The 12622-nt window shown below is 71.0% G+C and carries 12 protein-coding genes; 7 read left to right on the plus strand and 5 right to left on the minus strand.

Going from position 1 to position 12622, the window contains the following annotated elements:
- Positions 1-453 precede the first annotated feature (453 nt).
- On the plus strand, positions 454-1074 hold the full coding sequence (locus LNK82_RS03805) for a DUF2306 domain-containing protein (RefSeq protein ID WP_230565821.1): 621 nt from the start codon (positions 454-456) through the stop codon (positions 1072-1074).
- A 53-nt stretch (positions 1075-1127) separates the two neighbouring features.
- On the opposite strand, the gene LNK82_RS03810 is transcribed toward LNK82_RS03805, so the two are convergent.
- Complete coding sequence (locus LNK82_RS03810; protein WP_230565822.1) at positions 1128-2225, minus strand: BMP family lipoprotein; 1098 nt, start codon at positions 2223-2225, stop codon at positions 1128-1130.
- 271 nt (positions 2226-2496) lie between these two features.
- Here LNK82_RS03810 and LNK82_RS03815 point away from each other — a divergent pair, with 271 nt between their 5' ends.
- Complete coding sequence (locus LNK82_RS03815) at positions 2497-3471, plus strand: GNAT family N-acetyltransferase (RefSeq protein ID WP_230565511.1); 975 nt, start codon at positions 2497-2499, stop codon at positions 3469-3471.
- Positions 3472-3517: 46 nt separating this feature from the next.
- Positions 3518-3880, plus strand: a complete 363-nt coding sequence (locus LNK82_RS03820; protein ID WP_230565512.1) for a hypothetical protein — start codon at positions 3518-3520, stop codon at positions 3878-3880.
- A 23-nt stretch (positions 3881-3903) separates the two neighbouring features.
- On the opposite strand, the gene LNK82_RS03825 is transcribed toward LNK82_RS03820, so the two are convergent.
- Together LNK82_RS03825 and LNK82_RS03830 are read right to left on the minus strand one after the other, a co-directional pair.
- Entirely contained in the window at positions 3904-4911 is a 1008-nt protein-coding gene (locus tag LNK82_RS03825; protein WP_230565513.1) for an alpha/beta hydrolase, read from the minus strand.
- Between the two features lie 16 nt (positions 4912-4927).
- Positions 4928-6250, minus strand: a complete 1323-nt coding sequence (locus LNK82_RS03830; RefSeq protein WP_230565514.1) for a cytochrome P450 — start codon at positions 6248-6250, stop codon at positions 4928-4930.
- Between the two features lie 176 nt (positions 6251-6426).
- Here LNK82_RS03830 and LNK82_RS03835 point away from each other — a divergent pair, with 176 nt between their 5' ends.
- Positions 6427-7224: an SAM-dependent methyltransferase gene (locus LNK82_RS03835; RefSeq protein WP_372470415.1), complete on the plus strand. Its 798-nt coding sequence runs from the start codon at positions 6427-6429 to the stop codon at positions 7222-7224.
- A 40-nt stretch (positions 7225-7264) separates the two neighbouring features.
- On the opposite strand, the gene LNK82_RS03840 is transcribed toward LNK82_RS03835, so the two are convergent.
- Positions 7265-8308 (minus strand): hypothetical protein, encoded by a 1044-nt coding sequence (locus tag LNK82_RS03840; protein ID WP_230565516.1) that lies wholly within the window; start codon positions 8306-8308, stop codon positions 7265-7267.
- Positions 8309-8499: 191 nt separating this feature from the next.
- Here LNK82_RS03840 and LNK82_RS03845 point away from each other — a divergent pair, with 191 nt between their 5' ends.
- The 3 genes from LNK82_RS03845 (at position 8500) to LNK82_RS03855 (ending at position 11607) form a co-directional block, all read left to right on the plus strand.
- Positions 8500-8973, plus strand: coding sequence for a phosphatase PAP2 family protein (locus tag LNK82_RS03845; RefSeq protein WP_230565517.1), 474 nt, complete (start codon positions 8500-8502; stop codon positions 8971-8973).
- Positions 8970-11033: a HelD family protein gene (locus LNK82_RS03850; protein WP_230565518.1), complete on the plus strand. Its 2064-nt coding sequence runs from the start codon at positions 8970-8972 to the stop codon at positions 11031-11033. The genes LNK82_RS03845 and LNK82_RS03850 overlap by 4 nt, the downstream gene beginning before the upstream one ends.
- A gap of 115 nt (positions 11034-11148) precedes the next feature.
- On the plus strand, positions 11149-11607 hold the full coding sequence (locus LNK82_RS03855) for a YfbM family protein (protein WP_230565519.1): 459 nt from the start codon (positions 11149-11151) through the stop codon (positions 11605-11607).
- A gap of 76 nt (positions 11608-11683) precedes the next feature.
- On the opposite strand, the gene LNK82_RS03860 is transcribed toward LNK82_RS03855, so the two are convergent.
- Entirely contained in the window at positions 11684-12346 is a 663-nt protein-coding gene (locus LNK82_RS03860; protein WP_230565520.1) for a lytic polysaccharide monooxygenase auxiliary activity family 9 protein, read from the minus strand.
- Positions 12347-12622: the final 276 nt, after the last annotated feature.

Below are 12622 nucleotides of genomic sequence, written 5' to 3' on the forward strand. Positions count from 1 at the left end.
GGCGCCACCCCCCCCCCCCCCCCGCCCGCGGCGCCGCCCCCCCCCCCCCCCCCCCGGGGCCCCCCCCCCCCCCCCCCACGCCCCACCGCTGGGCGATCTGGCGGGTGGAGAGCAACCGGTCGCCGGGCCGCAGGTCGCCGGCGAGGATCCGGGCGCGGAGTTCCGCGACGATCCGCCGGTGGGGAGGGCTCGGCCGCGATGGTGACGACATGCCAAAATCGTACTAGTCCAGTTCTTGGCCGTACTAGTGCACTTCTTGCAGGTAAAACGTGGTCTGCGAGAGCGTGATCGATACGGTGTACGCATGTCGCCAATACGGTGTACGCACCTGCTCGTCCGTCGGTCCGACCCCGTCACGGGGGGATCGTCATGACCTCGACCGCGAACGCGCCGCGCACCGCCCCGCCCCGCCGTGCGCCGGTCTGGTGGCGTCGCCCGTGGATCGCGCCGCTGATGACGGTGGCAGCGGTGTTCCTCGCCTTCTCCGTGCCGCCCTACCTGACCTTCGACCCGTCGCTGTCCCGCCTGGCGCCGCCGGAGGGCAACGACCTCTACTACCCGCTGCTCGTCGCGCACGTCCTCTTCGGCGCCGTCGCCATGGTGACCGCGTGCTTCCAGGTCTGGCCCTCGTTCCGCACGAGCCACCCGCGCGGGCACCGGATCACCGGCCGGATCTACGTCTTCGCCGGTGCGCTGCCCGCCGGCGTGCTCGGGCTCTACATCGGCTGGCACACCGCGGCGGGGCCCTCCGTGCGAGTGGCCAACCTCGTGGGCTCCGCGCTGTGGGTGGCGGTCACGATCACGGGGCTGTGGATGGCCCGCCGGCGCCGCTACCAGGATCACCGCAGGTGGATGTCGCGCAGCTTCGCGCTGAGCATGTCGATCGTGCTGAGCCGGATCGTCAACGTCGTCGCCACGATCGTGCTCACGCCGCAGCTGGGCACCACGTTCAAGGGCAGCCCCGAACTGCTCCAGTACAGCTCCGCGAGCATCGGGGTCTGGCTCAGCCCCTTGCTCCTGCTGCTGATCACGGACTGGGTGCTGGAACGCCGCAAGCCCGCTCGGGTCCGGTGATCGGCCACCGGGCGTTGCGAGAGGACTTCCTCGCAACGCCCGGTGGCATCGCACTATCGCTTGTCCGAGACCTTGATCCGGCCCTCGATGATCTGGGCCTTGAACCCTTCGAGGATGCCCTGCAGCTTCGCGTCGATCCGGCCGCCCGACGTGGCGTAACCGACACCGTTCACCTTGAGGTCGAAGACCTCCGGCAACGAGTCCAGGTCGTTCTTCGCGGCGGCCTTGAAGAAGTCGTACACCGCCACGTCGACGCGCTTGAGGCTCGACGCGACGATGACCTCCTTGGTGTCCGCGAGCGCCGGCTGGTTGTACTGGTCGGCGTCGCACCCGATGGCCAGCACACCCGCCTGCTTCACGGCGGAGAAGACGCCGATGCCGGACGCGCCCGCGGCCGGGTAGAGGACGTCCGCGCCCTTCTCGATGAGGCCCTTCGCGGTTTCCAGGCCCTTCGCCGGGTCCTGGAAGCCCGTGAAGTCGGTGGCCGGCGTGATGTACTTCTTCTCCACCACGATCTTCGGCGCGGCGGCCTTCGCGCCCTGGACGTAGCCGGCCTCGAACTTGTGGATCAGCGGGATGTCGACGCCGCCGACGAAGCCGACGTGGCACTTCTTGCTCTGGTACGCGGCCACGACGCCGGCCAGGAACGCGCCCTCCTGCTCGGCGAACACCAGCGGCGTGACGTTGGGCGCGCCCTCCACGGCCGAGTCCACCAGGCCGAACCGCACGTCCGGGAACTCCGGCGCCACGACCCTCAGCGCCTCGGTGTACGCGAAGCCGACGCCGATGATCGGGTCGAAGCCCTCGCGCGCGAGCTGGCGCAGCCGGGACTGCTTCACCGACTCGTCCTCGTTCGGGGCGGCGGAGAGCTCCCGGGTGTTCTCCTTCGCGACCCCCAGGTCCTTGATCGCCCGGTCGAACCCGGCGGCGGCGAGGTCGTTGAACGACGCGTCGCCACGGCCGCCGATGTCGTAGGCCAGGCCGATCTTCAGCCCGCTCCCGTCGACCTTGTCGCCGTCCTCGCTCTTGGCGGCGCTGGTGCTCGACGTGGCGGGCGGGCTGGGCGGCGTCGCGAACTCGCACGCGGCGCCGGCGACGTCGGTCGACCCGGTGTCGCCACCGGAGTCCTTCGCGCAGGCGCTCACCACCATGAGGGCGGTCAGCGCGATAGCGGCCACAGCGGTGCCACGGACAGGACGGCGCACGGCTCGGTTCCCTCCCAGTTCGTCGAGCGGACACGCCCCCCGATGGGGGTGTCCGGGCTCGCGCGACGGACCGTACCCTGCGCGCCGCGACCGTCCGGACGAGCGTTCACCTACTGGGAACGGCGTTCGTCTGCCTCGATCGCCCACAAGGGACCGGCGCCGCGACCGGACCGGAAACCGAGCGACAACCCCACGCGCGGCCAATACTGTGCGCCGCATGGACGAACAACCCGCCTCGCTCACGTGGCGGCCGCTCACCGTCGAGGACGCCAAGGCGTCGGCCGACCTCCTCAACGCCATCGAGACCGCGGACCGGATCGGCGAGAACTACACCGAGGAGGACACCCTCCAGGAGCTGATCGACCCCTACGCGGACCTGGAGCGCGCGAGCCTCGCCGCCTTCGACGGTGACGTGATGGTCGGCTACATGAAGGTCCGCCACAAGCCGGTCGCGGAAGAGGTCCACCGGGTGTTCCTCGACGGCGGCGTCCACCCCGACCACCGCCGCCGGGGCATCGGCACCGCGCTCGTGGCGGCCGGGGTGGCGGCGGCGGAGGTGGTGCACGCGCGGCACCACCCCACGCTCAAGCTCGTGGTCGACGTCCACAAGGTCGAGCACATCGCCGGTGTGCCCGAACTCGTCCGCTCCCACGGCTTCACGCCGGTCCGCTACTACCAGTACCTGGAGCACCCGCTCGGCGACGCGGTCCCCTCCGTGACCATCCCCGAAGGCCTGCGGGCCGAACCGTGGTCGGAGCGCAACGACGAGGAGTTCCGGTCGATCCGGAACTCCTCGTTCCGGGACCACTGGGGTTCGGCGCCGATGCCCGTGGACGCGTGGCGGAACAAGATCACCAACCAGACGTTCCGGCCGGAGGCGAGCTTCCTGCTCCGCGAGGTGGCGGACGGGACCGCGGTGGGCATGCTGGTGACCATGCACTGGGAGGCCGACACGGCGGCCACCGGCACCCGCGAGGCCCGCTTCATGCTCGTCGGAACGCTCCGGGAGCACCGGAGGCGGGGTGTCGCCGGCGCGCTGGTCGGGCACGCCCTGCGTGCCGTCGCGGACCAGGGCTACGACCGCGCCGGCGTGAGCGTGGACTCGGCGGACCCCTTCGGCTCGACCGGGATCTTCGAGAAGGCCGGCTTCACGCCCACGGTGCGGCACGTGCGCTGGGCGCTCGAAGTCTGACCCGTGCTCGGGAACGAGCGCGGCAGGAACCCTTGGAGGCGTTGAGATGTCGGGTGCGGTGTTCCGCGGCATGCGACCGTGGGCGTTGGACGCGGGGATCGTCGAGTGCGAGGGAACGGCCCTGGGCGTGGTCGACCTGCACAACGAGGCCGACGTCATCGAGGTCGTGATCACCACTGGTGGCGCCGTCCGCCTGCGCTTCTCGCACACGACCAGCGGGCGCGCGTTCGCGGTGGTGTTCACGGGCGTTTCCCGGTTCGAGGCGACCGGTCTCGATCACCACCCCGATGACGCGGCCCTGTTCCACGACCTGAGCCACGTCCCGGTCGAGGGCGGCTCGGACTGCGAGATCACCCTGGCGGCCCTCCGGTTGGAGCTGAGGGCGGCCGGGGTGGAGTTCGCCGTGTGAGCGGCGGTTCGGGAGCCCTGTGGTCAACCGAGTCCGTCGGTCCACTCGGCGACCGCCCGGTGGTAGCCGGGTGCGTTCGGCGAGAAGTTGAGCGAATGCCCGTAACCGGGGACGACGTAGGCGCTCAACCGGGCCTCGCGCGCGTAGAACGGCCCCTCCGACGCGCGCAGCGCCTCGCCGGACGAGCAGTCCGCGCCCAGCGGCGGGCCGCAGAAGTTCCCGTCGCCGCCGCCCATGACGACCATGACCGGCACGGTGATCCGCCGTGAGACCGGGATGAGCTGGCTGATCAGCACCGTGCCCAACGTCTCCGTCGGCGTGACGACGTCCTTGGTGGCCTCGTCGAAGTCGAGCGCACCCCGCTCCGCCGCGCCGGGGGCGTGGAACGACGAGTGCCGGGAACCGGCGATCGTGGTCAGGTAGCCGAGGTCGAGGCCCCGCCCTTGCGTGCGCGGGTCGAGCGCGGCCGGGATCAGGGTGGTGAACACCGGCACGGCGCCCGGCAGGTTGATCCGGTGCGTCAACCCGGTGATCACCACGCCGTCCACGTCGCGGTACGTGGCCGCCTCGGTGGTGGCCACCGCCGAGCCCACCGAGTGGCCGACCAGCACGACCCGGTCGAACCGCGGCCGCAGCGACCGGACCACCGCGTGCACCGCCCCGGCCTGGGTGGAGAGGTCGAGCAGGACGCTCGACGGCTTGGAGCTGCGCCCGCTGCCGAGCCGGTCGACGGCGATGGTCGCGATGCCGGCCCGGTTCATGGCCTGCCGGTAGGACCGGGTCTCGGGGGCGTGGCCGATGTCCCAGTACGCGCTGTTGTACGTGCCGCCGGGCACCAGCACCTGGAGCGTCGTCGCGCCCGGCGGCACGCACAGCCGCCCGTACACCGAGTGCGCCGTGAGGGCGACCGTCACCGGCACCCTCACGTCCTCGCACGCGGTCTGCGCCGCGCCTGCCGTGCCGGGTGCGAGGACGAACCCGGCGGCGAGCAGGACGACGGCGACGATTCGGCGCACACGCAACGAACCCACGGACAAAGCCTCCAACTCAGTTTCGGGGAACCGCCGTCATCAGCATCCCGGTGGGGTAGGCGGCGGAGGTGAACTTGACGCGCACGGGCTTGCCCGGCACGGGCACCAGCCGCCACCGCGCCGCCACGGTGGCGACGGCGATGGCGATCTCGGTCTGGGCGAACAGGTTCCCGACGCACTGGCGCGCGCCCGCGCCAAAAGGGACGTACGCGCCCTTCGGGATCAGCGCGGTGCGTTCGGGGGACCACCGGTCGGGGTCGAAGCGGTGGGGGTCGGAGAACGACGCCGGGTCGTGGTGCAGGGCGTGCGGGCTGAAGATCACTTCGGCGCCCTCGGGCAACGCCGCGTCGCCCAGCTCGACGGGCGCGAGGGTGCGCCGCATCAGGAACCACACCGGGTACCGCCGCAGCACCTCGTTGACGACCTGCCTGAGGTAGACCAGGTTGCCGAGGTCGGCGAAGGTGGGCGCGCGCCCGCCGAGCACCTCGTCCACCTCGGCGTGGACGCGGCGCTCGACCTCGGGGTGCCGGGCGAGTTCGTGGAACGTCCAGGCCAGCGCCAGGGCAGTGGTCTCGACGCCGCCGACGAGCAGCGTCATGACCTCGTCGTGGACCTGCTCGTCGGACATGCCCGCGCCGGTGTCCGGGTCCCGGGCGGTCAGCAGCACCGACAGCAGGTCGCCCCGGTCGACGCCGTCCTCCCGCCACCCGCGCACGACCTCGAGCACGATCGCCCTCATGCGCGCGATGGCCTCGTCGAACGCGCGGTTGCCCGGCAGGGGCAGCTTCTGGACGAACGACGGCGACAGCGCGCGGACCATGCCCTGCTTGAGCACGATGAACAACGACCGGCGCACCTCGTCGATCGCGCGCTCGCCCAGTTCGGTGGAGAACAGCGCCTGGCCCACGATGGTGACGGCCAGCGCCTGAGCGTCTTCTTCGACCACCCGCACCTGACCGGGTCGCCAGTCGGCCGTCCAGTCGGCCGCGGCGCGCGCCATGGTCGCGGTGTAGTGGGAGATCCGGTTGCGGTGGAACGCGGGCCGCACCATCCGGCGCTGACGCTGGTGGAACTCGCCGTTCGACGTCGCCAGACCGTTGCCGAAGACCGGTTGGAACCTGTCGAACAAGGCGCCCTTCCTGAATGACGATCCTTTGGTGACCAGGAGGTCGTGGACTAATCGAGGATCCGTCACAAAGTAGGTCCGCATGGTGCCGAGGTCAATTCGGACGATGTCGCCGTGATTCCGCAATAATGCGGTGAACAGGTGTCGGCGGCGCAACATCGACACGGTGTGACCGAGCACGGGAAGGCGACCCGGGGCCACCGGGACGGACATATCCGCTCCTCGCCTCTGTTGACGGGACGGCCCACGATAGAAGCCGTTCGGGTGAGGTCGACAGTGGCCGATCGGGTGACTGCGCACACTCGGGTGGCGCAATGACGTGCGCGACCCGCCGACTAGGATGATGCCCTCTTTCCGAAAGGGTGTTCGCAGTGGTGCAACCGGAGTGGATTCCCCCGAGCGTCGACATTTCGGTGCCGAGCATGGCCCGCACGTACGATTACCTGCTGGGCGGCGCCCACAACTTCGCGGTGGACCGCGAACTCGCGGTCCAGGTCGAGCGCATCATGCCCGACGCCCGGTCCGCGGCCCGCGTGAACCGGGCCTTCCTCGGCCGGGCCGTGCGGCACATGATCGGGCAGGGCATCACCCAGTTCCTCGACATCGGCTCCGGCATCCCCACCGTGGCCAACGTGCACGAGGTCGCCCAGGCCGTGGACCCCGGGTGCCGGGTCGTGTACGTCGACAAGGACCCGATCGCGGTGGCGCACAGCGAGTTGATGCTGGCGGAGAACGACCGCGCGGCCGTCGTGCACGCCGACATGCGCGACCCCCGGGCGATCCTCGACCACCCGGAGACCAGGGGGCTGCTCGACTTCGACCGGCCCATCGGCCTGCTGGTGCTGATGATGCTGCACTGGGTCCCCGACGAGGCCGACCCGTGGGGGCTGATGGCGACCTACCGCGAGGCGCTGGCGCCCGGCAGCCACCTGGCGATCACCCACGTCACCGCCGACGACCAGGACGAGAGCCTGGCCGACGTGACGGACCTGATCAAGGGCAGCCGCAGCGCCGACCAGCTCAACGAACGTTCGCACGAGCGGGTGCTGGCGCTGTTCGGCGACTTCGAGCTGGTCGAGCCCGGCCTGGTCGGCTGCGCGGCGTGGCGGCCCGGCGGCCCCGGCGACATGTCCCAGACGCCCGCCATGAACATGGTGATCTACGGCGGGGTCGGCCGGAAACCGTGACCCGGCACGACCTCTCCGGAGCACACCGCCGGTAGCCGGGCTAGGGGTAGGCGTCGAGGACGCTGACGTACAGGTCGTCGACGACCTGCCGCTGTGCCGCGCCCGACAGCGCGTAGTGGTCGAGCCCCGGCGAGGCGTTGACCTCGAACACCGCGCTCGCGGCGCCGGGGTCCGTGATGTCGGCGCACGCGAGGTCCAGGCCGCACAGGCGCAGGGTGAAGTTGCGGGCCACGTGACGCGCCAGTTCGACCCAGCGCTCGTCGATCCCGTCGGACACGTCCTCGGCGACACCGCCGGTGGAGAGGTTGGAGATCGGCAGCAGCGGCACCACCTCGCGCTCGCCCGGCACGCTGCGGAGGTCGAGTCCCGCACGGCCCAGGTGCGCCGTGATGCGGGGGTCGTCGGCGGCGATGCGCGCGTCACGCCCCTTCGCCGCGAACGTGGCCCGCAGCTCGTCCAGCAGGGTCGCGATGGACCGGGTGCCGTCGCCGGTCACCGACAAGGGCACCCGGCGGTAGGCGCTGACCAGCACGCCGTCGAGCGTCACGATCCGGTAGTCGGGCAGCTCGACGGGCGCTTCCACCAGCGCGAGGCGCACCTTCTTCTCCTCCAGCACCTCGAAGGCCCTGCGGAGTTCGGCCCGGCCGTAGACCTTGAAGATGCCGATGCCCTTCGAACCGTCGACGGGTTTGACGTACGCGGGATAGCCGAACGACCCCTCGATGTAGCCGTCGGCCTGGTCGACCTCCCGGATCCCGGTGTTCGCCGCCTGGCGCGGGCTCTCCCGGACCTGCGCCGCCCACGTCGGGAGCAGGAACTCCCTGCCCTCGGGCACGTCCACGCCGATGGTCCTGAGCAGGAACTTGCTGTGCCCCTTGTCCTTCGCCAGGTCGGCGGCCGCGCTGGTGTTGAGGCCGAGGTCGTTGCCGTACAGCACCCGGTGGCTGCCGTCGTCGTAGTTGACGCGCACCACGTGGCCGTAATCGGGCTCGACGTCGATGCTCGACACGCGGGTGAGCGCCCCCTGCTCGAACAGGTGCAGGACGCGGCGCGTCAGGTAGGGGTAGTGGGACGGTCCGTGCACTGAGGAGTCTCCCCGTGAAGTCGGTTCCGGTGGCTGACCAGCGCGACTTGACGAAGGTCAGGTGTGGTCGGTGTCGGAGGTGGGTGCGGGTCCGTGCCGGAAGTGCGCGGCGCCCGCCCCGTTGCGCCCCCAACTTCGCATCGAGCGGAGTCGACCCGTGGACGGGGGTCGGTGGACGGGGGTGTGACCAGGTGCGGTTGGGTGGGACGACCCGGTCCGGGAGCGACCCGTACGACGGGATCGTCGAGGTCGCGGCGGCGACGCCGGAGCGGGTGCGGTGGATCTTCGCCTGGTACACCGACCTCGGCCTGCTGATCTTCGGCGCGCTGTTCGCGCTCACGTGGTGGCGGGCGCGCGGTCGCGACGACTCCGGGGCCACCGCCGTGGCGCTGCTCGCGCCTGTGGCGACCGTCGGGCCGGCCGTCGCGTGGCGCAAGCTCCTGCCGTGGGTGGTGGCCATGGCCTTGTTGATGGTGTTCGCCCGCGTGTTCGTGGGTGTGCACCACCCGCGGGACGTGATCGTCGGCCCGGCGATCACGGGCGGGTGCCGGTGCGACCTGACGGGCGCGGCTGAGGTCGCCGGGAAGAACAAGACTGTTCCTTCGCGAGTTCACCGCGCACCCTCGACGCCACTGGTCGTCGATTCGTGGGGGCGCAGGTCGTGAGCGGCAGTGAGATCGAGATCGAGCAGGAGTACCTGGCGGGCCTGTACGCACGGGTGGACGCCATGCGGGACGAGGCGGCGGCGCACTTGGCGACGGCGCGGCGTGACGGCGCGGACCGGGACGCGGTAGCGGTCTGGGAAGCGGAGACGACCCGGCTGGACGCCGTGGAGCACGGGCTGTGCTTCGGGCGGCTGGACCTGCGCGACGGCCGCCGCGTCTACATCGGACGGTTGGGGCTGTTCCGGGACGAGGACGACGAGCCGTTGTTGGTGGATTGGCGCGCACCCGCGGCCCAGGCGTTCTACACGGCGACCGCCGCCGCTCCGGGAGGCGTGCGGCGACGGCGGCGCATCACCACGCGCGGCCGGGTGGTCGTCGGGCTGAACGACGAACTGCTCGACCAGGACGTCGAGAGCCCCGACGGCAGCCTGGTGGGGGAGGCCGCGATGGTGGCGGCGATGACCGCGGACCGGGCCGGGCGGATGCGCGACATCGTCGCGACGCTGCAAGGGGAGCAGGACCGGATCATCCGGGACGAGTACCGGGGTGCGCTGGTCGTGCAGGGCGGTCCGGGCACCGGCAAGACGGCCGTCGCGCTGCACCGCGTCGCCTACCTGCTCTACCGGCACCGGCACCTGCGCACCCGCGGTGTCCTGGTCGTGGGCCCCAGCCGGATCTTCCTCGACTACATCGGCCAGGTCCTGCCGGGCCTCGGCGAGCACAGCGTGGTGACCGCCACCATCGCCGACCTGCGCGCGGACGTCGAGGTCAGCCTGGTGGACCCACCCGACACCGCCGCGCTCAAGGGTCGGGCGGGCATGGCGGACAGGCTGGCGGCTGCCGTGCGGGCGCGGGTTCGCGTTCCCGAGGAGCCGGTCGACGTCGAGTTCGAGCAGCAGGTGCTGCGGCTCGACCCGGACACCTGTCGCCGTGCCGTGCGGCGGGCCGCCGGCACCGGGCTCCCGCACAACCGGGCCAGGCTGGTCTTCCAGCAGGAGGTCGTGGACGTGCTCGCGCAACGGCTGATCGACGACATGGAGGCCGTCGTGCTCACCGACACCGGCGAGGCGATCGACGGCGGCAGCGTCGACGGACGGCTCGGCGAAGCGGACCTGCGCGCGTTGGCGGCGGCGGGCGTCGTGATCGACGAGGACGATCCGGGCGTGGCACGGGACGTGCTCGACGAGACCGACCGGGCCGCGCTGCGGAACTCGCTGCTCGCCGACCGCGGCGTCCGGGTGGCGCTCGACGGCGTGTGGCCGCCGCTGACCCCGGAGCGCGTGGTGGCGGACCTGCTCGCCAAGCCCGCGTGGGACTGGAGTGCCGCGGACGTCCCGTTGCTGGACGAGGCGGAGGCGCTGGTCGGACGCGACGGCCAGGGCCGGACGACCTTCGGGCACGTGGTCGTCGACGAGGCGCAGGAGCTGTCGGAGATGGCCTGGCGCATGCTGATGCGCCGGTGCCCCACCAGGTCGATGACCATCGTCGGCGATCTCGCCCAGACCGGGGACGCGGCCGGCGCCTCCTCGTGGGAAGACGTGCTGCGCCCGCACGTGGACGACCGTTGGCGGCTCGCCCAGCTCACCGTCAACTACCGCACGCCGTCGGAGATCATGGCGGCCACCGCCGACCTGCTCGCCACCCACCACCCCGGACTGCGACCACCCCGGTCGGTCCGGTCGACCGGCGAAACACCGTGGCGCCTCCGCACGACTCCCGCCGAGCTGCCCGAGGTCGTCGCCGACCTGGCCGCGGCGTGGGCGGGCGGCCGACTGGCGGTCATCGCCCCACCGGCCCGCATCGGCGCCCTGGCGACCGCGCTGTCCCTCACCACACCGACGGACCTGACGGACGAGGTCGTGCTGCTCACCCCCGGCCAGGCCAAGGGACTGGAGTTCGACTCGGTCCTGATCGCCGACCCGACCGCGATCCTGGACGCCGCACCGCTCGGCCACAACGACTTGTACGTCGCCATGACCAGGGCCACCCACCGCCTGGGCGTCGTCCACCCGGGCCCACCACCGGCCGTGCTGTCGGCGCTGCGCGAGCTCCGGCGCTGAGGACGCGGTGGCGCTCGCCGATCCGCGACCGGGATCGGCGAACGCCGGTCGCGGTCGGTGCGGCCGTGGAAAACTGGCCGCCGATCACAGCGGCCGATGTGGGAGTGGTGGATCAATGGGCATGACGCTGTCGTTCACCCGGGTCACCCCGGAGGAACTGGACCGGGCCCTCGAGGACCCGGAACTGGCTTGGGAGCTCGTGGACGACGAGAACCGGCCGTACTGCTTCCTCGAGAAGACCTGGGCGGGCATCCAGTTCCTGCTCCACGCGGCCGGGGTGGATGTCGACGTGCTGGGGGACGGTGACCCCATCGACGAGGAGAGCACCATGTTCGGCTGGCACGACCGGCTGGTCGCCGCGTCCGCCAGGACCCTGAGCGCGACGCCGTTCGACGTGTTGGCCGAGCACTACGACTCGCGGAAGCTCAGCGAGGAGGAGGTCTACCCCATGAAGCACCTCTGGGATGACGACGACGACCTCGAATACCTGCGGTCCCACTACGGGGACCTGGTCACGTTCTTCGAGGAGACGGCCGCCTCGGGCGGCGCGGCGATCCGGTACTTCAGCGTCTGACCCGGAAGAACGGCCCGGCGCGAGTGCTGCCGCGCCGGGCCGGGGTACTTCCGCGTTCCGGCAGGTTCGCCGGTTCCTAGCCGAAGTTCACGTCACTGCACCACATGTAGGCCTGGTCGAGGTGCGAGGCCTGCCAGATCGTGAAGACGACGTGGTGCCCGCGGTAGGAGCCGTTGGTCGAGATGTTGAACCTGATGTCCTTGGCGGGCGCGTACCTGCCGGTCTGCGTGATGAAGTCGAGGTCGCCCCAGCCGAGGCTCTGGGTGGCCGGGTTGAACCCCTGCTTGCTGATGTAGACGCGGAAGTAGTCGGCGCCGTGGCTCGCCTGGTCGTACAGGTGCATGGTGAAGCTGCTGCCGACGCTGGTCTGCTTCCACTGACCGGGGGTGTTCAGCGAGTTGTTGCGGGAGAGGGCGTTGCTGCAGAGCTGACCGTTGGGGGTCCGCCCCTGGAAGTTCCCGCCCAGCCCGTCCCGCAGCGCGCTCATCCAGTTCCACATGGTGTCGGCGTTCGCCTGGAACGCCTGGTAACACATGGGGTCCTGCTGCTGCATGGCCGGGTTCGTGTGCTGACTGCCCCACGTCTGCCAGCACTGGTACTGGCGGGTGGCGGGACCGACGATGGTGCCGTGGGCCGAGGCCGTCGGCGACCAGACGAGCATGGTGGCCATCACGCCGAGGATCAACGCGATGATGCCCTGCCGTCGCGTGACGGACACGGAGGTGCTGCGCATTCGCATGGAAAGGAACCTCCACTCTTCGGGTGGTTGAGCGGCGGCGGCGGAATATGGGAGCGCTCCCAGACCAGTCATCACACTATACGTCACTCACCGAAACTTCAACGAAACATTGGGTAGTGGGCGCGGATTTCCGCATATCGGGAATCGCGCGCGGCTGACCAGCGCTTATGCGGCCACATCGGAGTGCGGCGGCGTCGGCGCCCGGAATGGCCGCTCCGGTGCGGATTACCGCCATGTCCGCCGACCGTCCGAACGATGACCTCCATTCGGCACCGG

The sequence above is a fragment of the Saccharothrix luteola genome, from assembly GCF_020859565.1.
GTDB classification, from domain to species: Bacteria; Actinomycetota; Actinomycetes; order Mycobacteriales; family Pseudonocardiaceae; genus Actinosynnema; species Actinosynnema luteola.